We start from the raw sequence: 22,016 nt of genomic DNA on the forward strand, positions 1-22,016 counted from the left end.
GGGGCGCACGGGCGTCCTGCTCGTCCGCCCCGGGGCGTGCGGCCACCGGGGCAGCGGCGGTCGGACACCGCCTTCAGTCGGCCTTGATTGACGGCCTAGTCTTGATGTCGGCAGCACCGCGAACGAACACAGCGGCCGCAACACGAGGGAGCCCAAGTGAGCAGCGATCGGGACGGCGTCTACGTCGGCGACAACGCGGCGGAGGACGACGACGACTGGTCGGACACGCCCGACTACTCGCCCCCGTCCTGGTACACCCAGAGCTCCACCCCGCCCGCCCAGCAGGCCCCGGCCGCCCCGGCACCCGCGCCGGCGCCCGCTCCTGCCCCGGACCCGGTCGCGCCCGCCGCCGGCACCCCCGTCCCGGGCTCCCCGGTGACCCCGGCCGCCGGCACCCCGCTCTGGCCCGCGCCCGGCGAGGCTCCCGCCCCCGCCGCACCGGCCCCCGGGCCGGTCGAGACCCAGGCCCCGGCGGCGCCCGCAGCTCCGACGCACCTGGAGACCGCGGGTGCGGCCGCACCGGCCGCTCCCGTCGGGGGCACGCCGGCTGCCGGTACGCCCTCGCCGGCGACCCCGGCCGCCGGCACCCCGGTCTGGCCCGCGCCCGGCGAGGCTCCCGCCGCCCCGGTCACGCCCGCGGCCCCCGCTCCCACCGCCCCGGCCGCGCCCGCCGCGCCGCAGCCCGCCGCGCCGCAGCCCGCCGCCCCGCAGGCGGCCCAGCAGCCGCCGGCCCAGGGTGCGGCCCCCGCCCAGCCGTACCAGCAGCAGACCCCGCCCGCGCCCTGGCCGCCGCAGGCCGGCCAGCCCGGCGCTCCGCTGCCCGGCGGGGTCGGGCCCACCGGCGTCGTCCCGGTGCCGCCGGTCTCCGGTGCCCAGCAGCTGCCCCCGCAGGCCGTGCCGCAGCCCGGCCCGCAGCAGGGCCAGCCGGTCGACCCGCGCCAGGGCGGCTGGCCGCAGGCCCCGCAGCCGGGCGCCTACCCGCCGCCCCAGCAGGGCGGCGGCTACCCGCAGCAGGCGATGCCGCAGGCCCCGCAGGCCTTCCAGCAGCAGGGCGGCCCGCAGCAGCAGGTCGCGCACGGCGCCGCGCTCGGCTACACCGCCGCCGTGGAGCTCTCCTCCGACCGCCTGCTGCGCGGCCAGCCCAAGCAGCAGAAGGAGTCGCGCTTCAAGTTCGGCGGCAAGGCGGCCGAGGCCGACCGGGCCCGCAAGCTGGAGATCATCCGCACCCCGGTGCTGAGCTGCTACCGGATCGCCGTGATCAGCCTCAAGGGCGGTGTCGGCAAGACCACGACCACCACCTCGCTGGGCGCGACCCTGGCCACCGAGCGCCAGGACAAGGTCATCGCGATCGACGCCAACCCGGACGCCGGCACCCTCGGCCGCCGGGTCAAGCGGCAGACCGGCGCGACCATCCGCGACCTGGTGACGGCCATCCCGCACCTGCGCAGCTACATGGACGTCCGCCAGTTCACCTCGCAGGACCTGCACTCGGGCCTGGAGATCCTGGCCAACGACGTCGACCCGGCCGTCTCGACCACCTTCAACGACTCGGACTACCGCCAGGTCATCCAGGTGCTCGGCCAGCACTACCCGATCATCCTGACCGACTCCGGCACCGGGCTGCTCTACAGCGCGATGCGCGGGGTGCTCGACCTGGCCGACCAGCTGATCATCGTCTCCACCCCCAGCGTGGACGGCGCCAGCAGTGCCTCCACCACGCTGGACTGGCTCTCCGCGCACGGCTACGCCGACCTGGTGCAGCGCTCCATCACGGTGGTCTCCGGAGTCCGCGAGACCAGCAAGATGATCAAGGTCGAGGACATCGTCGCGCACTTCCAGACCCGCTGCCGCGGGGTCGTCGTGGTGCCGTTCGACGAGAGCCTGGCGGCCGGCGCCGAGGTCAACCTCGCGATGATGCGGCCCAAGGTCCGGGACGCCTACTTCGAGCTCGCCACCCTGGTCGGCGAGGACATCGCCCGCGCCCAGCACGCGGCGGGCGGCGGCTGGCAGCAGCAGCCCCAGCAGGGCGGCTACCCGGGCTACCCGGGCCAGCCCCAGCAGGGCTACCCCGGCTACCCCCAGCAGGGCGGCTACCCGCAGCAGGGCGCTCCGTGGGGGCAGCAGCCCCCGCAGCAGCAGTACCCGCCGCAGCAGCAGGGACAGGCACTCCCGCAGGAGTGGTCCCAGCAGGGACAGCAGCAGCAGCCGGGGTACGGCTACCCGCCCACCCAGCAGCAGTAGCACCACCAGGGGCGCGGGGAACGGCGCGGCCAACCCTGCAGCTCCTGCTGTCTTACATCGATGCCCACTTGCACTATCCGTTGACGGTGCAAGTGGGCATCTCTGCGAGCTGACGAGGCGCGCTTCTTCCGCTTCGCGCAGTTCCCCGCGCCCCTGGCTTTACGCCCCAGTGAGGTCGCGAGCCTGCTTCACGTCGTCGGCCATCCGGTCGAGCAGAGCCTCGATCGAGTCGAACTTCTCCATGCCGCGCAGGTAGGCGAGGAAGTCCACGGCCACGTGCAGGCCGTACAGGTCCAGGCCGACCCGGTCGATCGCGTAGGCCTCGACCGTGCGGGCGGTGCCGTCGAAGGTCGGGTTGGTGCCGACCGAGATGGCGGCCGGCATCCGCTCGCCCGCCGCCGTCAGCCAGCCCGCGTAGACGCCGTCGGCGGGGACGGCGCTGTGCGCCACCGAGTCCACGTTGGCGGTGGGGAAGCCGAGCTCGCGGCCGCGCTGCGCGCCCCGGACGACCTCGCCCTCGACCCGGTGCGGACGCCCCAGCACCTCGGCCGCCGCCGCCACGTCCCCCTCGGCGATCAGCCGGCGGACCAGGGTGGAGGAGAACGGCTCGCCGCCGCCCGCCGCACCGCGCACCTTCAGGTCGATCACCTCGACCTCGAAATCCGCCGCCCGGCCGAGCTCGGCCAGCAGGCCGACATTGCCCGCCGCCTTGTGGCCGAAGCGGAAGTTCGGGCCCTCGATGACCAGCCGCGCCTCGAGCGCGTCGACCAGCACCTGCTGCACGAACTCCTCGGGCGACTGCTGGGACAGCTCCCGGGTGAAGGGGATCACCAGCACCGCGTCCACCCCGAGCTCGGCCATCAGCTCGGCCCGCCGCGGCTGCGGCGCGAGCAGGGCCGGGTGGCTGCCCGGCCGCACGACCTCGCTCGGGTGCGGGTCGAAGGTCACCACGACGGCCTTCGCGCCCAGCTCGCGGGCGCGCTCCACGACCCGCCTGATGATCAGTTGGTGGCCTCGGTGCACACCGTCGAACGATCCGATGGTGACGACGCTGCGCCCCCAGTCCCCGGGGATCTCCTCCAGGCCAAGCCAGCGCTGCACCCTGACCGCTCCTCGTTCCGTACGTCGCGCACCCGCTGTGCGCTCAAACGCTCCTACCCGAACCCCTATAGCGTGCCATGCGCCCGTCCCGGCTTCGGCACCGGAAGGCCAGCTGCGCGCGGCGGGCGCTGCGCGGGCAGCGGGCCGGCCGGTCCGGCGGCTCCGCCGTCCGCCCCGCGCTCGGCCTCGGCGGCGGCGTACTGCGGGTCGCGGCCCTCGGCCACCAGCTCCCGCATCCGGGCCAGCAGCGGCCCGCCGCCCGGCTCCGGCTCCTCGGCCGGCCACTCCGCGAGCAGCCGGGCGAAGGCCGCCGACCGGCCCGCACTGCGCACCAGGGCGGCATCCAGCGGCAGTCCGCCGACCGCCAGCCGGCGCACCAACTCCCTCACCCGGCGCGGCTCGTGCTCCTCGCAGGTCTCGGCGGTGCGCTCCAGCACGGCGGTCAGCACCAGCGGGTCGCGCTCCCCCGCCAGCAGACCGTCCAGCGTGCTCGCCCGGGGGCGGGGCCGGGGCGGGCCAGCCGCGCCGCGAAGGCCCGGCGCACGGCCGGGGGCTGGCCACGCAGCGGGGCCAGCAGCGGGGTGACCCGGTGGCCCCGGGCCAGCAGCCGGTCCGCGTAGGCGGCCAGCCGGTCGGCCCGCTCGGGGTGGTCGGCGAGCAGTTCGGCGGCCAGCAACAGGCCCTGACGGACCGTCGCCGGGTCCTGGGCCTCGGCCAGCAGGCCGAGCGCCTCGGCCACCGCCCCGCCCGGCTCGGCCAGCCGCTCGCGCAGCGCCGCCAGCACCGGCTCCGGCTCGGCCGCCAGTGCCGGGGCCAGCGCCTGGGCGGTGACGAACGGGTCGTCCGCCCGGTACGCGGCCAGCGCCCGGGCCAGGTGCCGGGGGCGGCTCTCCGGGTACCGCAGCAGCAGCGCCAACGCGGCGCCGTGCAGGGCGGGTTCGCCCTCCCGGGCGAGCAGGGTGGCGGCGGCGAAGCGGAGCAGCCCGCCGCCCGAGCCGCTCGCGTACGGGGCCGCCCGGAGCCCGTGCACGGCCGCCGCGACGTGCCGCTCCGGGCGGGGGTCGTGGCTCCAGCGGTCCACCGCGCGGCAGAGCGCGGAGGGCTCCTCGACCGCCAGCAGCGAGAGCAGCGCGTCGGCCCTCGGGTGGGCCGCGTCGACCAGGCACTCCGTCAGGTTGTCCAGGGCGAGCCGGCGGTGGGCGTACAGCAGGTCGTGTGCGATGTCGGCGACCGTGGCGCCGGGGCGCTCCGCCGGGCGGCTGTCGTCCTCGAACCAGCCGCAGAGCAGTGGCAGCACCCCGGCCGGATCGGCCACCAGCAGCTCGGCGGTGGCGGCCCGGAAGCTCTGCTCGGGGCCGTCGGAGCGCACCAGCCGCCGCAGCAGCCCGAGCCGGTCGGCCAGGCCCAGCGGCAGCCCGGCCCAGAACGCCGGGCCGAACTCGCCTCCGCGCTCGCCCCGCTCGGCCAGCAGGCCGAGCAGCTCCAGGTGCTCCCCGGGCTCCGGCAGCCCGGCCAGCACCACCGCGAGCAGCCGCCCGGCCCACCACTGGCCCTCGCTCCCCGGTTCGGCCCCCTCCAGCGCCCGCCAGAGCCGCCGCAGCCACCAGTCCAGCGCCCGCGGCTCCCCCGCCACCCGCCGCAGCGCCGCCACCACCGGCCCCACCCGGTGCCGCGGCACCCCGTGCGACCGGGCTCCGCCCGCACCCGGCACCCCCCAGGCGTGCCCCACCCCGTCGGCCCCGGCCGGCGAGCCGGCCCGGTCCGGCTCCTCCCGCTCGGCCAGCAGCAGCCGCAGGGCGCCGTCCAGGTCCAGGTGCAGACCCTGGAGCCACTCGGCGAACTCCTCGTGCGCCAGCCGGTAGCCCGAGCCCGCCGGGACGAAGACGCCCTCGGCCAGCACCGCCGCCGCCCAGCCGCCCTCCTCCGGGAAGAGGCCCTCGAAGGCGGCCCGGCTCAGCCCCCCGTGGCCGACGGCGAGCATCAGCCGGGCCGATTCGTGCAGCCTCCCGGCCACCACCGCCGCCAGCCGCCGCACCTGCCCGGGCCGCTCGGCGGCCGGGCGGACCGCCCCCCGCCGGTGCGCCCCCGGCGGGCGGACCTGGGTGCCCGCCGCGAGCCGCCGGGCCACCCGCAGGCAGCAGAGGTCGAAGTGCCCCGCGAACAGCTCGCCCCGCCCGGGCGCCGGCCCCCGCACGCCCTCGCTCTGCAGCCCGCCGGCCAGCCGTAGCGCCAGCGGGTGCGGCGCCTCGGCCGGGCCGAGCCAGCCGCTCGGCAGCCCGTACCGCCGGGCGGCCCGGTCGGCCGCCTCGGCGGGCAGCGGGCCCAGGCCGTGCGGCCGGGCCTCCGGCAGCGCCGGGGCCAGCCGCTCCCACTCCTGGGGGCCGCAGGCCAGCAGCAGCCGGGCCCCCACCTCGGCCAGCCAGTCCCGGCAGGTGGTGAACCAGCGCTCGGTGAGCGCCGCCTGGGCCTCCTCGGGCGCGTCCAGCACCACCAGCAGTGGACGCCCGGCCGCCCCGCAGATCCGCGCCACCTCGTCCGGCTCCGGCGCCGCCACCTCCAGCAGCTCCGCCGCCCGGGCCAGCGCCCGGGCCACCGCCGGCACCGGCGAACCGTCCCCGGAGGCCAGATCGGCCCCCCGCAGCCAGAGCGTCGGCAGCGGCTGCCGCCCACCCGCCCGCCGCACGGTGAGCGCCGCCAGCTCGGTGGTCCGCCCGCTGCCCGCCGCGCCGACCAGCGCCGTCACCGCGCACTGCGGCTCCTCCCCGGTCAGCCCGTCCGGCCGGTCCACCCGGTCGGCCGCCAGATCGGCGATCCGCCCCGGCCCGGCCACCGCCGACCCGAGCTGCACCGAGGCCAGCTGGAGCACCCCCGCCAGATTGAGCGCCCGCCCGTACGCGGGCACCGTCGCCGCGTTACGGGCCAACAGCTCGGCCACCCCGGCCCCGCGCAGCGGCACCGCCGGTACGCCCTGCTGGTGCCCGCTGCGCAGCCCCGGCGCGACCACCGCCAGCACCGCCCCCGTCCCGGCGTCCAGCACCGGCGCCCCGGCGGTGGGGGGCGCCCCCAGCTGCGGCAGGTCCAGCAGCAGCGCCCCCTCCACCAGGTGGAACACCCCCTGCCACGGGTACACCGCCGCCCCGCCCGCCAGCACCCCGCCCTGGCTCAGCGCCGGCTCCTCGGCCTCCGCCCGCAGGTACGGCACCGCCACCAGCGGCCCGCCCGCCCCCACCACCGCCAGCGGGGGCACAGGCAGCCCCCCGACCCCGTCCGTCCGCAGCACCGCCAACCCGTACTCGGGCCACGGCTCGACCCTGCCCTCCCCCAGCACCCGGGTCTGCCCCCCGGGCACGTGCAGCACCACCCGCTCCAGCCCGGCCACCACCTCGTGCGCCGTGACGACCGTCCCCGACAGGTCGGCGACGAACCCCAGGCCCCTGACCCGCCCGTCCGGATCACACACCCGCACCACCGCGAGGCCCATCCACCCGCCTCCCACACCGCCGGCCACCTGACCACGCCGCCCGGGAGCCTGCCCTCACCCTCCGCCCACCCACACACCCCCTCACTCATCCGGGTGAAGTACACGCGCCAGGGGCGCTTTTCAGGGGCGCGGGGAACTGCGCGAACACGGAAGAAGCGGCCGGAAATCGCTCCGCAGTGAGCCAGTTGCACACGAAAAGGGGCGCGGGGAACTGCGCGACTGCGGAAGGCTCCGGTCTGGAGTCTCCCGACTTCGCGCAGTTCCCCGCGCCCCTGGCTAGTGCAACTACCGGTCAGCCGACGAAGACGGCCACCGGCTTCGCCTTGCCGCCGCTCTCCTCGATCAGGGCCAGGAACGTCCCGTCCGGCCCGAAGACCGCCACCGGACCGTCGGCGCCCAGCCCGGGCGCGGGCAGCCGCATGCCGTTCGACAGCAACTTCGCCTGCTCCGCGTCGATGTCCCAACGGGGGAACGCCGCGGCCGCCGCCTCGGCGATCGGCAGCACCTCGAGCTTCTCCTCGAGCTCCTCCAGCGTCCGAGCGCTCTGCACCTCGTACGGCCCCACCTTCGTCCGCCGCAGCGCCGTCAGGTGCCCGCCGACGCCGAGGTCGGCGCCCAAGTCCCGGGCCAGCGCCCGGATGTAGGTACCGGAGGAGCACTCCACCGTGACGTCCAGGTCGATCACCGGGGTGCCGTCCTCCGCCACCGCCGAGCGCTGGTCGTGGACGGTGAAGGAGTGGATGGTGGTCGGCCGGGCGGGGATCTCGAACTCCTCGCCCTCCCGTACCCGCGAGTACGACCGCTTCCCGTCGATCTTGATGGCGGAGACCTTCGAGGGCACCTGCATGATCTCGCCGGTCAGCTTGGCGATCCCGGCCTCGATCGCCTCCCGCGAGACGCCGGAGGCGTCCGTCGAGGAGGTCACCTCGCCCTCGCGGTCGTCGGTGACGGTGTCCTGGCCCAGCCGGACGGTGGCCTCGTAGGTCTTGGCGGTGAGCATCAGGTGCCCGAGCAGCCGGGTGGCCCGCTCGACCCCGATGACCAGCACGCCCGTCGCCATCGGGTCCAGCGTGCCCGCGTGGCCGACCTTGCGGGTGCCGGCCAGCCACCGCAGCTTCGCGACCACCCCGTGCGAGGTGATGCCCTCCGGCTTGTCGACGATGACCAGGCCGTCCGGCCCCGTGCCCTTACGCTTCATCGGTACTTTCCGTGCAGATGTGGGAGAGGAGTGCGGTGCGGAAGCGCCGGACCACCGCCGGCACCTCCTCCCGCACGGCGAACCCGGCCGCGAACCTGTGCCCGCCGCCACCGAGTTCGGCGCAGGCGGCGGCCACGTCCACGGCGCCCTTGGCGCGGCAGGAGCCGCGCAGGGTGCCGTCCGGGTCCTGCTTCAGGACGAGGGCCACCTCGGCCTCGGCGGGGCGCCGGAGCACGTCGATCAGGCCCTCGATCTCCTCGACCGTGACGCCGAACAGGGCCAGGTCCTGGTATGGCACCCAGGTCCACACCAGGCCGCGGCCGCCGGCGGCTTCGGGCTCGTAGACGGCCCGGTCGAGGGCGGCGGCGAGCACCTTGAGGTAGCCGAAGGAGGAGGTGTCCCAGAGGCGGCGGGAGATCAGGTCGTGCCGGATGCCGGTGGCCAGCAGGCGGCCCGCGAGCTCATGGGTGGCCGGGGTGGTGGCGGCGTACTTGAAGGAGCCGGTGTCGGTGGCCACGCCGGTGTAGAGGCAGGTGGCGAGCGCCTGGTCCAGCGGCACGCCGAGCCGCCGCAGCAGCTCGTCGACCAGCACGGCCGTGGCGGGGGCGCCCGGGTCGATCAGGCGGTGGGTGCCGAAGCCGGGGTTGGAGGCGTGGTGGTCGAAGACCACCATCGCCTTGGCCGCGAAGGCCTTGGCGTGCAGCAGCCCGAGCCGAGACTCGGCGGCCACGTCGAAGCAGAGCGCCAGCTCGGGGGCGTCGGGCACCTCGGCGGCGGGCACCAGCAGCTCCTGGCCGGGCAGGAAGCCCAGCGACTCCGGCACGATCTGCGGGTCGTCCCCGAAGGAGACCCGCACCTCGTGGCCGAGCGAGCGCAGCGCGAGCCCGGCGGCCAGCGCCGAGCCGAGGGCGTCGCCGTCCGGGCTGATGTGGCAAATCAGGTCGATCGAGGCGGCCGAGCCGATCAGCGCGACCACCCGCTGCCACTCCAGCTCGAGGCCGGAGGGCGGTTCGGTACGAGGGCCCGGAAGCACCGCGAGGGCACCCTCCACCGTGTCGGTGGTGGGTGCCCCCTGGCCGGTTCGGACCGGCTCCGCGGTCATGCTTACTCGTCCTCGTCGTCAGCCTTGGGGGTGCGGTACGGGTCCGCGTCCCCGGCGTAGCTGGCTCCGGCGGCGGCCGTGCGGACGGCGGCGTCGGAGAGCCGGGCCTTGTCCAGCAGGTCGTCGATGTTCTTCGCGTTGTCCGGCAGGGCGTCCGCCACGAAGGTCAGGGTCGGGGTGAACCGCACCCCGGTCTGCCTGCCGACCTCGGAGCGGAGCACGCCCTTGGCGCTCTCCAGCGCGGCGGCCGAGGCCTCGCGCTCCAGCTCGTCACCGTAGACGGTGTAGAAGACGGTGGCCTCGCGAAGGTCCCCGGTGACCCGGGTGTCGGTGATGGTGACGTAGCCCAGACGCGGGTCCTTGACCCGCCGTTGCAGGGTCTCGGCCACGACCACCTTGATGCGGTCGGCGAGCTTGCGCGCCCTTGCGGTGTCGGTCACGTTGCCTCCTCGTGCAGTGAGCGCGGTACCCGGGCGAGAAGTCCGCCCGGTGGGGCCCACGCCCCAAAATACCCGCCCGCGCCCAGCCTTGTGGGCGCTGTCGGTCCTCGTCGGTGTGACGGTGGTGACGTACCACCACCGCCCCCGCTCTCAATCATCGTCGTCGCCGTGGTAGCGCCTCCTCGCGGAGAGCAACTGCACCTCGGGGCGGCCGGCGACGAGCCGCTCACAGCTGTCCAGGACCTCGGTGACGTACCCGGCCTCGCCGGATACCACCGCCAGGCCGATCTCGGCCCGCCGGTGCAGGTCCTGGTTCCCGGTCTCCGCAGCGCACACGCTGTACTTGCGCTGCAGTTCGGCCACGATGGGCCGCACGATCGAACGCTTCTCCTTGAGCGAGTGGACGTCGCCGAGGAGCAGGTCGAAGGTGAGTGTTCCCACGAACATGTATGACAGGTCACGCCGACCTGAAGGCCTCGTAGAGATCCCCCTGGGGGGAACGTACGGCGACCCTACACAGCGAGACCGGGGCCGGTCGACGGGTTAACAGCACCCGTCGACCGGCCCCGGCTGACGCTACTTACGAGCGCGGCTTCTCGCGCATCTCGTAGGTCTCGATGACGTCCTCGACCTTGATGTCGTTGAACGACCCGAGGGTGACACCGGCCTCGAAGCCCTCGCGCACCTCGGTCGCGTCGTCCTTGAAACGACGCAGACCCTCGATGGTGAGGTTCTCCGTGATGACCTTGCCATCGCGGATGAGGCGGGCCTTGGCGTTGCGGCGCAGCAGGCCCTCGCGGACGATGACACCCGCGATGTTGCCGAACTTGGAGGAGCGGAAGACCTCGCGGATCTCCGCGGAGCCGAGGCGCACCTCCTCGTACTCGGGCTTGAGCAGGCCCTTGAGCGCCGCCTCGATCTCCTCGATCGCCTGGTAGATGACCGAGTAGTACCGGACGTCCACGCCTTCCTTCTCGGCTGCGGTACGGGCACGGCCTTCGGCGCGCACGTTGAAGCCGATGATGATGGCGTCCGAGCCCATCGCCAGGTCCACGTCGGACTCGGTGATGGCACCCACACCGCGGTGCAGGACCCGGAGCTCGACCTCCTCGCCCACGTCCAGCTTGACGAGGGCGTCCTCGAGGGCTTCCACCGAACCGGAGACGTCACCCTTGATGATGAGGTTGAGCTGCTCGATGGAGCCGGCGGCGATCGCCTTGTCCAGGTCCTCGAGCGAGATCCGGACCCGACGCTGCGCGAAGGCGGCGTTGCGGTCGCGGGCCGAGCGCTTCTCGGCGATCTGGCGGGCGGTGCGGTCCTCGTCGACGACGATGAAGCTGTCGCCGGCGCGGGGCACCGAGGTCAGACCGAGCAGCAGGACCGGACGGGACGGACCCGCCTCCTCCAGGTTGTTGCCGTTCTCGTCGAGCATGGCGCGGACGCGGCCGTAGGCGTCGCCGACCACGATCGAGTCACCGACGCGGAGGGTACCGCGCTGGACGAGGACGGTCGCCATGGCGCCGCGGCCCTTGTCGAGGTGGGCTTCGATCGCAATACCCTGCGCGTCCTGCTCCGGGTTGGCCCGCAGGTCGAGCGAGGCGTCGGCGGTCAGGACGACCGCCTCGAGCAGCTGGTCGATGTGCAGACCCTGGCGCGCGGAGATGTCGACGAACATGGTGTCGCCGCCGTACTCCTCGGCCACCAGACCGAACTCGGTCAGCTGACCGCGGACCTTGGTCGGGTCGGCGCCCTCGACGTCGATCTTGTTGACCGCGACCACGATCGGCACACCGGCGGCCTTGGCGTGGTTGAGCGCCTCGACCGTCTGCGGCATGACACCGTCGTTGGCCGCGACCACCAGGATCGCGATGTCGGTGGACTTGGCACCACGGGCACGCATGGCGGAGAACGCCTCGTGACCCGGGGTGTCGAGGAAGGTGATCGGGCGCTCTTCGCCGTTCACGACCGCCGACACCTGGTAGGCACCGATGTGCTGGGTGATGCCACCGGCCTCGCCCGCCACCACGTTGGACTTGCGGATGGCGTCGAGCAGGCGGGTCTTACCGTGGTCGACGTGACCCATGACGGTGACGACCGGCGGACGGGCCACCAGCATCTCCTCGTCGCCCTCGTCGGCGCCGAAGTCGATGTCGAACGACTCGAGCAGCTCGCGGTCCTCGTCGTCCCGGCTGACGATCTCCAGGACGAAGCCCATCTCGCCGGCCAGCAGCTCGAGGGTCGCGTCGGAGACCGACTGGGTCGCGGTGACCATCTCACCGAGGTTGAACATCACCGAGACGAGCGCGGCCGGGTTGGCGTTGATCTTCTCCGCGAAGTCCATCAGCGAGGCACCACGCGACAGGCGGACGGTCTGTCCGTTGCCGCGGGGGAGCATCACGCCACCCACGGACGGGGCCTGCATGGCCTCGTACTCCTGGCGACGCTGACGCTTCGACTTGCGGCCACGGGCCGGGCGACCGCCCGGGCCACGACCGAAGGCGCCCTGCGTGCCACCACGGGCACCCGGGCCGCCGGGACGGCCGCCGAAGCCACCGGGACGCGGGCCGCCGAAGCCGCCGCCGCCACCGGCACCACCCGGACGCGGGCCGCCGAAGCCGCCGCCACCGGCCGGGCGCGAGCCCGGACCGGCCGGACGACCCTGGAAGCCGGGACGGGCGCCACCGGCACCCGGGCCGCCGGGACGGCCGCCGGGGCCACCCGGGCCACGGCCGCCGGGGCCCGGACGCGGGCCGGCGCCCGGAGCGGGACGCTGCGGCATCATGCCCGGGTTCGGGCGGGGCATGCCGGACGGGCTCGGGCCACCGGGGCGCGGGCCGGCCGGACGCGGCATCCCGTCGGGACGCGGGGCACCGGGGCCACCGGGACGCGGCGCGCCACCGGGACCGGCGGCGGGACGCGGACGGTCGCCACCGGGGCGCGGGGCGCCACGGTCGGCACCCGGCCGTGCACCGGCGGTCCCATCGGGACGGGGGCCGCGGTCGCCACCGGGACGCGGCGCGCCACGGTCGGCACCCGGGGCACCGGCGGGACGCGGACGGTCGCCACCCGGACGGGGACGCTCGCCGGCGGCACCGGGAGCACCCGCGGGACGCGGACGGTCGCCCGGGGCGGCCGGACGACGGTCGCCGGGGCGGCCCATGCCGGTCGCGCTACCCGAGGTGAAGGGGTTGTTGCCCGGACGCGGGCCGGCCGGACGCGGGCCCGGACGGGCGCCGGAGCCCGGCGCGGCAGCGGCCGGACGGGCCGGCGGGGTGGCCGGACGGGCGGGGGCCTCGCCGGCCGGGGCCGGGGAGGAGAACTCGGCCGCCGGAGCAGCCGGGGCAGCCGGACGGGCCGCCGGGCGCGGGCCCGGGGTCACGGCGGGCTTCGGCGCGGCGGGCGCGGCCGGAGCGGCGGGAGCCGCAGCGGCGGGCGCGGCCGGAGCCGGGGTCGGACGGGGACCCGGGGTCGCGGCGGGGCGCGGACCCGGGGTGGGGGCACCCGGCTTGGGTGCGGAGGCACCACCGGCCGGCTGGGGCGCCGCGGGCTTGCGCGGGCCAGGCTTGGCAGCGGAACCACCCGTAGGGGCCACTCCCAGCGCGTCAGTCAACTTGCGAACGACCGGCGCCTCAATCGTCGAGGACGCCGAACGGACGAACTCACCGAGCTCGGTGAGCTTGGCCATGACGGCCTTGCTCTCCAAGCCAAGTTCCTTGGCGAGCTCGTATACCCGGACCTTAGCCACTTCACTCCTGTCTATGAGTCCGGGGCAATCGTCCGCCGGACTGTCGCTACTTCATGGGCGAACCCATCGCGTACTCATCGCGTACTCATCGAGTGCTCATCGCAATCTCGACCTACTTCCAACTCGCGAGGTATTTGATGTGGCGCGCGGCGCGCGACGATGCGCGAGCCGAGCTGTCTTCTACGGTGGTGCTTGTGCGTCTGAGTGATCAGAACGCCGAGGTGCCGCCTGCCTGTTCCACGTACGCACGGAGCACGTCCGTACCGAGCGCGCCCTGGAGCCGGAAGGCCCTGGGGAACGCCCGGCGGCGTACCGCGAGATCAAGGCAGGCCAAGTCGGGGTGCAGATGCGCGCCCCGGCCGGGCAGTGCGCCGCGGCCGTCGGGGACGCACTCGCCCTCGATGGCCACGACACGCAACAGCTGGTGCTTGGCCGCGCGCTTGCGGCAGCCCACGCAGGTGCGTTCCGGGCATGCTCGGACATGCGTCCGGCCAGACAACCTCAAGTCTACCCCTCCGAAGGGACCTGGCGCCGCCCCGTATGATCCGGCCGGGCGGCGCGTGGACGTACTACGCGTCGGCGGAGCCCTCGACGGGGCCGCCGTCGGCGGGCTCGGTGTCCGGTCGGATGTCGATCCGCCAGCCGGTCAGACGGGCGGCGAGGCGGGCGTTCTGCCCCTCCTTGCCGATCGCGAGCGAGAGCTGGTAGTCCGGCACGATCACCCGGGCGGAGCGCTGCGCGTAGTCGACGATCTCCACCTTCGTCACCCGCGCGGGGGACAGTGCGGCGGCGACCATCTCGGCCGGGTCCTCGGACCAGTCGACGATGTCGATCTTCTCGCCGTGCAGCTCGGCCATCACGTTGCGCACCCGGCCGCCCATCGGGCCGATGCAGGCGCCCTTGGCGTTCAGGCCCTGGCGGCGCGACCAGACCGCGATCTTGGTGCGGTGGCCGGCCTCACGGGCGATCGAGGCGATCTCCACCGAGCCGTCGGCGATCTCCGGCACCTCCAGGGCGAAGAGCTTCTTCACCAGGTTGGGGTGCGTACGGGACAGCGTCACCGAGGCGCCGCGGACGCCGCGGCGCACGGCCACCACGTAGCAGCGCAGGCGGGTGCCGTGGCGGTAGTCCTCGCCGGGCACCTGCTCCTGCGGCGGGAGGATGGCCTCCAGCTTGCCGATGTCGACCAGGATGTTCTTCGGGTCGTTGCCCTGCTGGACGACACCGGTGACGATGTCGCCCTCCTTGCCCGCGTACTCACCGAAGGTCTGGTCGTCGGCGGCGTCCCGCAGGCGCTGCAGGATGACCTGCTTGGCCGTCGAGGCGGCGATCCGGCCGAAGCCGCTCGGGGTGTCGTCGAACTCCTTCGGCTCGACGCCCTCCTCCAGCTCCGCGGCGTCCTCCAGGGCCCAGACCGTCACGTGACCGCTCTTGCGGTTCAGCTCGACCCGCGCGCGGCGGCGCGAGCCCTCGGTGCGGTGGTACGCGATGAGGAGGGCCGACTCGATCGACTCGACCAGCAGCTCGAACGGGATGTTCTTCTCGGTGACCAGCCCACGCAGGGCGCTCATGTCGATGTCCACGGCTACGCCTCCTCTTCCTTCGTCTTCTTCGTGCAGTTGATCATTTGCTCTGTCACTCGTCGTCTTCGTCGGAGGCGTCGTCGACAGTGTCTTCAGCGGACTCCACCGCTTGCAGGACGTGCTCGTCCTCCTTGCGGTTGAACTCGACCTGCACGCGGGCCCGGGCCACCTCGGCGAACTCCAGGCGGCGCTCCTTCGGCTTGCCGCGGCCCTTCACCGGCTGCACCTCGACCAGCGCGCCGTCCTCGTCGCTCTCCAGCACCCGGGCGACGATCTCGCCGCCGTCCACCAGGTGGATCTTCGCCAGCCGGCCCTCGGCCCGGGCCCAGTGCCGCGGCAGCGCCAGCGGGCGCTCGGCGCCGGGCGAGCCGACCTCGAGCACGTACGGGGCGTCGCCCATCAGGTTGGAATCGTCGAGCGCCTGGCTCACCAGGTGGCTGAAGTCGGCGACCGCGTCCAGGTCCACCCCGCCGTCGGCGTCCACGTCGACCTGCACCTGGCGACGGCTGCCCTGCTGGGTGACCTTCACGTCCTCCAGGTCGAGCCCCGCCGCAGCGGCCAGGGGCTCCAGCAATTCGCGCAACCGGTCGGTGGGGTTGGTGCTCATCCGGGTGACTCCTCGGCCGCGTGTGCTGTTGTCGGAAGGTGCAGCCCCCTCCCCTGGACGCGTCCAGGTCACGGCGGCTCGGCGGAAATCCTAACCGGTCGGGCGCCCAACCGCCGATTCCACGCAAACCGGACACACCGAGGGCCCGGCGCGGGGCGGCGTCGGCGCTTTCTGTAATGATGCACGGCGGGAGGGGGCCCGGCGGCTCCCACGCCCCAGCCGCCCCTCGACCCCCACCCCACACCGGAGCGTTCCGATGCTGTCGCCCAACCGGCGGACCTTCCTGGCCCTCGGCGTACTCACCGGTGCCCTGGTGGTCAGCGGCTGTTCCGGCGGCAGCGGCGGGGGTGGTGGCGGTGGTCACAAGGCCGACCCGGACCTCCCGCTGCGGGCCCGCGCCGTCGCGGCCACCGACACCCTGCTGGCCGGCTACGACGCCGTCCTGGCCGGCCCCGGCGCCGCCCAGGCCGAGCAGCTGAAGGCCCTGCGCACGGAGGTCGCCGCCCACCGCACCGCCCTGGCCACCGGCCTGCCGGCCCCCTCCGGCACCGCCGCGGCCTCCCCCAGCGCGCTGCCCGCCGCGACCGGTACCGGCACCGCCCCCGGCAGCGTCGCCGCACTGGCCGCCCTGGAGCACAGCACCGCCGAATCCCGGCTGGCCGACCTCGACGCCGCCTCCCCCGCGCTCGCCAAGCTGCTCGCCGCCGTCGCCACCTCCGACGCGCTGCACGCCGCCACCCTGGGCGACCAGTCCCCCGTCACCGCCCCCAAGGCCGACGCCCCCACCGCGGGCCCCGCCGCCTCCGCCTCCGCAGCCGCAACCACCTCCGCCAAGGCGGCCCCCAAGCCCTCCGCCGAGGCCACCGCCCTGCAGACCGCCCTGGCGGCCGAGCACGCCGCGGTCTACGGCTACGGCGTTATCGGCGGTCACCTCCCGGCCGGCGCCCAGCGCGAGGACGGCCACGCCTCCTACGCCGCCCACCAGGCCCAGCGCGACGCCTGGCAGCGCCTGCTCGCCGACGGCGGCGCCACCCCCACCGCCGCAGCCGCCGGCTACCGCCTGCCCACCGCCGTCACCAGCCCCGCCACCGCCGCCGACCTCGCCGTCCACATCGAGGCCCAACTCACCGCCGTCTACGCCGACTTGGTCGCCGCCACCACCGGCCCCCTGCGCCAGACCGCCGCCGAGGCCCTGCGCAACACCGCCTTCCGCGCCCGCCACTGGGGCGGCGCCCTGCCCGCCCTGCCGGGCGTGATCGGGTAGGCGACCAGGGGCGCGGGGAACTGCGCGAAATCGGAAGAAGCCGCCCAGCCAGCGCAGCCCGAGAGCCAGTTGCACCGTCAACGGACAGTGCAACCCGTTCACCTCGCAAGAGTGCGGCCACGCCCCCGGCCGGCCGCGCCGTTCCCCGCGCCCCTGAGGTGGTGCAACACAATGGTCAGAGGATCGACGGAGAGGCCGGCATGCTGGACGAATGGCTGGTGCGCTGGCAGCTGACCCTGGATCGGGTCTGCGTGCCCGGGCACCGAGGGGGCGTCACCGCCCTGGTGCGGCAGGCCGACGGCACCCCGGCCGTCCTCAAGCTGGGCCCGGCCGAGCACGAGGCTGCCGCACTGCGCCGCTGGAACGGCCAGGGCGCGGTCCTCCTGCTCAAGGCCGAGCCAGGAGCCCTGCTCCTGGAGCGCCTGCACGCCGACATCCCACTGCGCTCCCTGGCCGAGCCCAAGGCCGTGCTGGAGGCGACCAGCCTGCTGCGCCACCTCTGGGTGGAGCCGGACGGGGAGCACGTCTTCCCCGAGCTCGCCGAGCACCTCGGCCCGCTGGTCGAGGAGGCCCGGGAGACCGCCGAGGAGCTGCTGGCCGGCCAGGCCGAGCGGCTGCTGCTGCACGGCGCGCTCGACCACGGCCACGTGCTGGCCGCCGACCGGGCGCCCTGGCTGGCGATCTCCCCCGACCCCGTGATCGGTGAACGCGCTTACGACCTGGCCTGGTTGGCGCTCGACCGGCTGGAGACGCTGATCGGCTCCCCCGGCCCGAAGGGCGCGGCCAGGCGCCGGATCACCCGGCTGGCCGAGGCGGTGGAGGTGGACCCGGACCGCCTGCGCGGCTGGACCCTCTACCGGGCCACCGCCACCGGCCTGCGCCACCTCGGCGCCGACCAGGACCGCCTGGGCGAGCTCTACCTGGAGTTCGCGTCCTGGCTCTGAGGGGCGGCACCGCTGGGCGCGCCGAGCAGCGGCAGCCGGGCGCCCATCACCGCGTACGGCCGCACCGTGTTCGGGAACCGCACCGGCCGGGCCAGGTCGCGGTAGCCGAGCGAGCGGTAGAGCCGCCGGGCCGGGGTCTCGGCGTCGATCGCGGAGAGGATGCTGCGCGGCTGCCCGGAGCCCTCGCAGAGGCTGCGGATCAGCCGGGTGCCCAGGCCGCGGCCCTGGTACTCGGGGAGCACGTGCAGCTCGGTGACGGCGAACACGTCGTCCAGCCAGTCCCCGTGGCCCTGGGCCTCCAGGTGGGGCTGGATCACCGTGCTCCACCAGTGCTCGCGCTGGTTGGGCATGCCGTAGCCGAAGCCGACCAGCCGACCCTCGCTCAGCGCGCCGAGTGCCCGCACCCCCGGCTGCAGGGCGTGCCGCCCCACGATCTGGAGGCGGACGGCGACCTCCTCCGGGGTCAGCCCGAAGGCGATCGCCTGGACGTCCAGGGCGTACGGCGCCCAGGCCGCGAGGTCGATGGCCTCGATCGTCACCTCGGTCAGCTGCTCCATGCCCCCGGAGGTTACTACCCCGGAGGCCGGTCGGGGCCGACGAAACCGCAGAAAGGCCGGGTTGTCCCGGCCGCCCGGCCGCCTGCCGGACCACCCGCCCGAGCTGCCGCTCAAGCCCCCGGTCAAGCCCCCGGTCAGAACAGCACGCTCATGAAGGCGCCGACCTCGTGGAAGCCGACCCGGCGGTAGGCCGCCCGGGCCCGGACGTTGAAGTCGTTGACGTACAGCGAGGCGACCGGCGCCACGTCGGCCAGCGCGAAGTCGAGCACGGCGGCCATCCCGCCCTCGGAGATCCGCTGCCCGCGGTGCTCGGGGGCGACCCAGACGCCCTGGATCTGACAGGCCCCGGCGGTGACGGCGCCGATCTCGGCCTTGAAGACCACCTGACCGGCCTCGTCGAACCGGGCGAACGAGCGCCCGGCGCCGACCAGTTCGGCCACCCGGGCCTGGTAGAGCAGGCCGCCGTCCCCGGCCAGCGGGGAGATGCCGACCTCCTCGGTGAACATCGCGACGCAGGCGGGCATCACCGCCTCGACCTCGCCCCGCCGCACCCGGCGCACCAGCGGATCGGGGGCCACCTCGGTCGAGCGGCTGGAGGTGGCCATCAGCGGCTGGTGGGCGCGGACCTCGCGGGCCGGGCCCCAGCTGCGCTCGAGCAGCGCCCAGAGGGCGGCGGTGGGCTCGGCCGGGCCGACGATCGAGGAGCAGCGGCGGCCCTGCCGGCGGGCCCGCTCGGCGAAGGCCCGGACGGCCTCGGGGCCGGCGCCCACCAGCACCAGGTTGGCGCCGGCGTAGCAGAGCGACTCCAGCCGCCCGTCTGCGTCGAACCAGCCCCACATCTCGCCGCCGAGCCGCCAGGGGTCGAGCCCGACGGCCTCGACCCGGGTGGCCACGAAGGCGTTGGCGACCGGGTCGCGGTGCAGCACCTCCAGGGTGTCCACCAGGTCGGCGGCGTCGAGGACCCGGGTGGTCGCCAGGGCGCGCGCGACCTGGAAGGGGCCGGGGAGCATCACACCTCGATCGAGCACAGGCACCTCACCAATCAAAGCTCTTGCCGCACCCTACTCCGCCCCTCCCCCGGAGCAAGGGTTCGGGGCCGTCCGTGGACGGACGGCCCCGAACTCGGCGGTGGAATCAGCCTGCGGCGATGACCGTGGGCTCGCCGGACTCGACGCCCTCGGCCTGCATCGCCTCGGCGAGCTTGAGCGCCTCTTCGATCAGGGTCTCGACGATCTTCGACTCGGGGACGGTCTTGATGACCTCGCCCTTGACGAAGATCTGGCCCTTGCCGTTGCCGGAGGCGACGCCGAGGTCGGCCTCGCGGGCCTCCCCCGGGCCGTTCACCACGCAGCCCATGACGGCCACGCGCAGCGGCACCTCCATGCCCTCCAGGCCGGCGGTGACCTCCTCGGCGAGCTTGTAGACGTCGACCTGGGCCCGGCCGCAGGACGGGCAGGAGACGATCTCCAGGCCGCGCTGACGCAGGTTCAGCGACTCCAGGATCTGGATGCCGACCTTGATCTCCTCGGCGGGGGGAGCGCTCAGGGACACCCGGATGGTGTCGCCGATGCCCTCGGCCAGCAGCGCACCGAAGGCGACCGCCGACTTGATGGTGCCCTGGAAGGCCGGGCCGGCCTCGGTGACGCCCAGGTGCAGCGGGTAGTCGCAGGCGGCGGCCAGCTGGCGGTAGGCGTTGATCATCACGACCGGGTCGTTGTGCTTGACCGAGATCTTGATGTCGCGGAAGTCGTGCTCCTCGAAGAGCGAGCACTCCCAGAGCGCGGACTCGACCAGCGCCTCGGGGGTGGCCCGGCCGTACTTCTCCAGCAGGCGCTTGTCGAGCGAGCCGGCGTTGACGCCGATCCGGATCGGCACGCCGGCGTCCTTGGCGGCCTTGGCGATCTCGCCGACCTTGTCGTCGAACTGCTTGATGTTGCCCGGGTTGACCCGGACGGCCGCGCAGCCGGCCTCGATCGCGGCGAAGACGTACTTCGGCTGGAAGTGGATGTCGGCGATCACCGGGATGCCGGACTTCTTCGCGATGACCGGCAGCGCGTCGGCGTCGTCCTGGGTCGGCACGGCGACCCGGACGATCTGGCAGCCGGAGGCCGTCAGCTGCGCGATCTGCTGCAGCGTGGCGTTGATGTCGGCGGTCACCGTCGTGGTCATGGACTGCACCGAGACGGGCGCGTCGCCGCCGACCAGGACGTTGCCGACCTTGATCTGCCGGGAGACCCGGCGGGTGGCCAGCGGCTTGAGCGGCAGGGACGGAATACCGAGCGAGATCGCGGTCATGTGCGCAGGGTTCCCCAGATCAGGTGATGGGCCGGCCGGTGGCTCGGGCCGGAACGGGCGGCCGTGGGCGGCCGGACCGGCCTCCCACGGTACGCCACGCCCGGTGGCGGGAGCACATTCGATCGACCACTGTCCCCTTTCGGGTCAGTTGATCTTCACGGGGTTGACGATGTCGGCGACCATCACCAGCGCGGTGAAGCAGATGAAGATGCCCGCCACCACGTACGCCAGCGGCATCAGCTTCGCCACGTCGAACGGGCCCGGGTCGCTGCGGCGGAAGAGCTTGGCCGCGTGGCGGCGCAGCGACTCCCAGAGCGCACCGGCGATGTGCCCGCCGTCCAGCGGCAGCAACGGCAGCATGTTGAAGAGGAAGAGCGAGAGGTTGATGCCCGCGAGCAGCTGGACCATGAAGGCGAGCTGCTGGGTGGCCGGGAGGTCCATCGCGAACACGTCACCACCCAGTCGGGCGGCGCCCACCATGCCCATCGGCGAGTCGGCCGGGCGCGGGTCGTGGCCGACGATCGCGTGCCAGAGGCCGGGGATCTTGCCGGGCAGCGCGGCCAGCGAGGTGATCCCGTGCTTGGCCATGTCGGTCATCTGGGTGGCGCTCTCGCCCAGGCTCAAGTGCCGGACGCCGATGGCGGGCGAGAAGCCCAGGAAGCCGGCCGTGACGGTCTTGCCGTCGATCGGGCGGCCGTCCTTGTCCACGGCGGCGACGGTGTTGCTGGTGATGCCGGCCGTGAGGCTCTGCTGCTGCCCGCCGCGCTCGATCACGATCGTCACCTGCTTGCCGGGCGACTTGCGGATGTCGGCCTGGAGCTGGGTGTAGGTGGAGATCGCGTCCCCGTCGAAGGAGACGATCCGGTCGCCGGCCCGCAGGCCGGCCGCGTTGGCGGGCGACTTGGGCGCGTCGGCCGGGCAGACGTCGGTGCGGGCCGTGGCGGCCGGGACGACGCACTGGCTGACCGTGGAGACGGTGGGCACCGTGGTCTGGTAGCCGATGCCCATGAACCAGGCCAGGTAGAGCGCGACCGAGAGCACCAGGTTCATGAACGGCCCGGCGAACATCACGATGACGCGCTTCCAGGGCTTGCGGGTGTAGAAGAGCCGGTGCTCGTCCCCGGGCTGGAGCTCCTCGTAGGAGGCCTCCCGGGCGTCCTCGATCATCGAGCGCCAAGGCGAGCTGGAGCGCTTCGTTATCCGGCCGTCCGCCCCGGGCGGGAACATCCCGATCATCCGGATGTACCCGCCGAGCGGGATGGCCTTGATGCCGTACTCGGTGTCGCCCTTCTTGCGCGACCAGATGGTCTTGCCGAAGCCGACCATGTACTGCGGCACCCGGATGCCGAACAGCTTGGCCGTGGAGAGGTGGCCCAGCTCGTGCCAGGCGATCGAGAAGAGCAGCCCGACCAGGAAGAGCAGGATGCCGAGCACCCACATCACCATTGCCACCGCTCA

At 74.3% G+C, this 22,016-nt stretch carries 18 protein-coding genes; 3 read left to right on the forward strand and 15 right to left on the reverse strand.

Features of this window, described 5'->3' with window-relative positions; translation table 11 throughout:
* The first annotated feature begins 156 nt into the window (after positions 1 to 156).
* Positions 157 to 2,241, forward strand: a complete 2,085-nt coding sequence (locus CFP65_RS40775) for a MinD/ParA family protein (RefSeq protein WP_104816155.1) — start codon at positions 157 to 159, stop codon at positions 2,239 to 2,241.
* Between the two features lie 159 nt (positions 2,242 to 2,400).
* Here the strand turns inward: CFP65_RS40775 and CFP65_RS12410 are convergent, their stop codons facing one another.
* From CFP65_RS12410 to rimP, 11 genes are all read right to left on the reverse strand, one after another.
* Entirely contained in the window at positions 2,401 to 3,342 is a 942-nt protein-coding gene (locus CFP65_RS12410; protein WP_104816156.1) for a bifunctional riboflavin kinase/FAD synthetase, read from the reverse strand.
* 65 nt (positions 3,343 to 3,407) lie between these two features.
* On the reverse strand, positions 3,408 to 3,791 hold the full coding sequence (locus CFP65_RS12415; RefSeq protein WP_104816157.1) for a hypothetical protein: 384 nt from the start codon (positions 3,789 to 3,791) through the stop codon (positions 3,408 to 3,410).
* Positions 3,785 to 6,823, reverse strand: a complete 3,039-nt coding sequence (locus CFP65_RS12420) for a S1C family serine protease (RefSeq protein WP_104816158.1) — start codon at positions 6,821 to 6,823, stop codon at positions 3,785 to 3,787. Before CFP65_RS12420 ends, CFP65_RS12415 begins: the two co-directional genes overlap by 7 nt.
* Positions 6,824 to 7,115: 292 nt before the next feature.
* On the reverse strand, positions 7,116 to 8,021 hold the full coding sequence (gene truB, locus CFP65_RS12425; protein WP_104816159.1) for a tRNA pseudouridine(55) synthase TruB: 906 nt from the start codon (positions 8,019 to 8,021) through the stop codon (positions 7,116 to 7,118).
* On the reverse strand, positions 8,011 to 9,123 hold the full coding sequence (locus CFP65_RS12430) for a bifunctional oligoribonuclease/PAP phosphatase NrnA (RefSeq protein WP_104816160.1): 1,113 nt from the start codon (positions 9,121 to 9,123) through the stop codon (positions 8,011 to 8,013). Before CFP65_RS12430 ends, truB begins: the two co-directional genes overlap by 11 nt.
* Before the next feature lie 2 nt (positions 9,124 to 9,125).
* Positions 9,126 to 9,563: a 30S ribosome-binding factor RbfA gene (rbfA, locus tag CFP65_RS12435; RefSeq protein ID WP_104816161.1), complete on the reverse strand. Its 438-nt coding sequence runs from the start codon at positions 9,561 to 9,563 to the stop codon at positions 9,126 to 9,128.
* 150 nt (positions 9,564 to 9,713) lie between these two features.
* Positions 9,714 to 10,010: a DUF503 domain-containing protein gene (locus CFP65_RS12440; RefSeq protein ID WP_104816162.1), complete on the reverse strand. Its 297-nt coding sequence runs from the start codon at positions 10,008 to 10,010 to the stop codon at positions 9,714 to 9,716.
* Positions 10,011 to 10,143: 133 nt separating this feature from the next.
* Positions 10,144 to 13,308 carry a translation initiation factor IF-2 gene (gene infB, locus CFP65_RS12445; protein ID WP_104816163.1) on the reverse strand — a complete coding sequence of 1,055 codons (3,165 nt, stop codon included), beginning with the start codon at positions 13,306 to 13,308 and terminating at the stop codon, positions 10,144 to 10,146.
* Between the two features lie 208 nt (positions 13,309 to 13,516).
* Complete coding sequence (locus CFP65_RS12450) at positions 13,517 to 13,807, reverse strand: YlxR family protein (RefSeq protein WP_104820823.1); 291 nt, start codon at positions 13,805 to 13,807, stop codon at positions 13,517 to 13,519.
* Positions 13,808 to 13,877: 70 nt separating this feature from the next.
* Positions 13,878 to 14,891 (reverse strand): transcription termination factor NusA, encoded by a 1,014-nt coding sequence (gene nusA / locus CFP65_RS12455; protein WP_104816164.1) that lies wholly within the window; start codon positions 14,889 to 14,891, stop codon positions 13,878 to 13,880.
* A gap of 52 nt (positions 14,892 to 14,943) precedes the next feature.
* Entirely contained in the window at positions 14,944 to 15,498 is a 555-nt protein-coding gene (gene rimP / locus CFP65_RS12460; RefSeq protein WP_104816165.1) for a ribosome maturation factor RimP, read from the reverse strand.
* A 256-nt stretch (positions 15,499 to 15,754) separates the two neighbouring features.
* On the opposite strand from rimP, the gene CFP65_RS40780 reads away from it, so the two are divergent.
* The gene (locus CFP65_RS40780) at positions 15,755 to 16,762 is read left to right on the forward strand and encodes a ferritin-like domain-containing protein (protein ID WP_104816166.1); all 1,008 of its coding nucleotides are present in this window, start codon (positions 15,755 to 15,757) and stop codon (positions 16,760 to 16,762) included.
* Between the two features lie 200 nt (positions 16,763 to 16,962).
* Positions 16,963 to 17,706 (forward strand): aminoglycoside phosphotransferase family protein, encoded by a 744-nt coding sequence (locus tag CFP65_RS12470; protein WP_104816167.1) that lies wholly within the window; start codon positions 16,963 to 16,965, stop codon positions 17,704 to 17,706.
* Here CFP65_RS12470 and CFP65_RS12475 read toward each other — a convergent pair.
* The 4 genes from CFP65_RS12475 to CFP65_RS12490 form a co-directional block, all read right to left on the reverse strand.
* Positions 17,679 to 18,263: a GNAT family N-acetyltransferase gene (locus CFP65_RS12475; protein ID WP_104816168.1), complete on the reverse strand. Its 585-nt coding sequence runs from the start codon at positions 18,261 to 18,263 to the stop codon at positions 17,679 to 17,681. The genes CFP65_RS12470 and CFP65_RS12475 overlap by 28 nt on opposite strands.
* 134 nt (positions 18,264 to 18,397) lie before the next feature.
* Complete coding sequence (locus tag CFP65_RS12480) at positions 18,398 to 19,273, reverse strand: GNAT family N-acetyltransferase (RefSeq protein WP_104816169.1); 876 nt, start codon at positions 19,271 to 19,273, stop codon at positions 18,398 to 18,400.
* A 124-nt stretch (positions 19,274 to 19,397) separates the two neighbouring features.
* Positions 19,398 to 20,558 (reverse strand): flavodoxin-dependent (E)-4-hydroxy-3-methylbut-2-enyl-diphosphate synthase, encoded by a 1,161-nt coding sequence (gene ispG / locus CFP65_RS12485; RefSeq protein ID WP_104816170.1) that lies wholly within the window; start codon positions 20,556 to 20,558, stop codon positions 19,398 to 19,400.
* Between the two features lie 144 nt (positions 20,559 to 20,702).
* Positions 20,703 to 22,010: an RIP metalloprotease gene (locus CFP65_RS12490; protein ID WP_104816171.1), complete on the reverse strand. Its 1,308-nt coding sequence runs from the start codon at positions 22,008 to 22,010 to the stop codon at positions 20,703 to 20,705.
* Positions 22,011 to 22,016 lie beyond the last annotated feature (6 nt).

This window comes from Kitasatospora sp. MMS16-BH015, from assembly GCF_002943525.1.
Classification (GTDB): domain Bacteria; phylum Actinomycetota; class Actinomycetes; order Streptomycetales; family Streptomycetaceae; genus Kitasatospora.

Excerpts from the sequence above, each read along its gene's own strand:
- CFP65_RS12420 (WP_104816158.1), bottom strand. The coding sequence starts at position 6,823 with ATGGGCCTCGCGGTGGTGCGGGTGTGTGATCCGGACGGGCGGGTCAGG.
- truB (WP_104816159.1), bottom strand. The coding sequence starts at position 8,021 with ATGAAGCGTAAGGGCACGGGGCCGGACGGCCTGGTCATCGTCGACAAG.
- CFP65_RS12430 (WP_104816160.1), bottom strand. The coding sequence starts at position 9,123 with ATGACCGCGGAGCCGGTCCGAACCGGCCAGGGGGCACCCACCACCGAC.
- CFP65_RS12440 (WP_104816162.1), bottom strand. The coding sequence starts at position 10,010 with ATGTTCGTGGGAACACTCACCTTCGACCTGCTCCTCGGCGACGTCCAC.
- rimP (WP_104816165.1), bottom strand. The coding sequence starts at position 15,498 with ATGAGCACCAACCCCACCGACCGGTTGCGCGAATTGCTGGAGCCCCTG.
- CFP65_RS40780 (WP_104816166.1), top strand. The coding sequence starts at position 15,755 with ATGCTGTCGCCCAACCGGCGGACCTTCCTGGCCCTCGGCGTACTCACC.
- CFP65_RS12470 (WP_104816167.1), top strand. The coding sequence starts at position 16,963 with ATGCTGGACGAATGGCTGGTGCGCTGGCAGCTGACCCTGGATCGGGTC.
- CFP65_RS12475 (WP_104816168.1), bottom strand. The coding sequence starts at position 18,263 with ATGGAGCAGCTGACCGAGGTGACGATCGAGGCCATCGACCTCGCGGCC.
- CFP65_RS12480 (WP_104816169.1), bottom strand. The coding sequence starts at position 19,273 with ATGCTCCCCGGCCCCTTCCAGGTCGCGCGCGCCCTGGCGACCACCCGG.
- ispG (WP_104816170.1), bottom strand. The coding sequence starts at position 20,558 with ATGACCGCGATCTCGCTCGGTATTCCGTCCCTGCCGCTCAAGCCGCTG.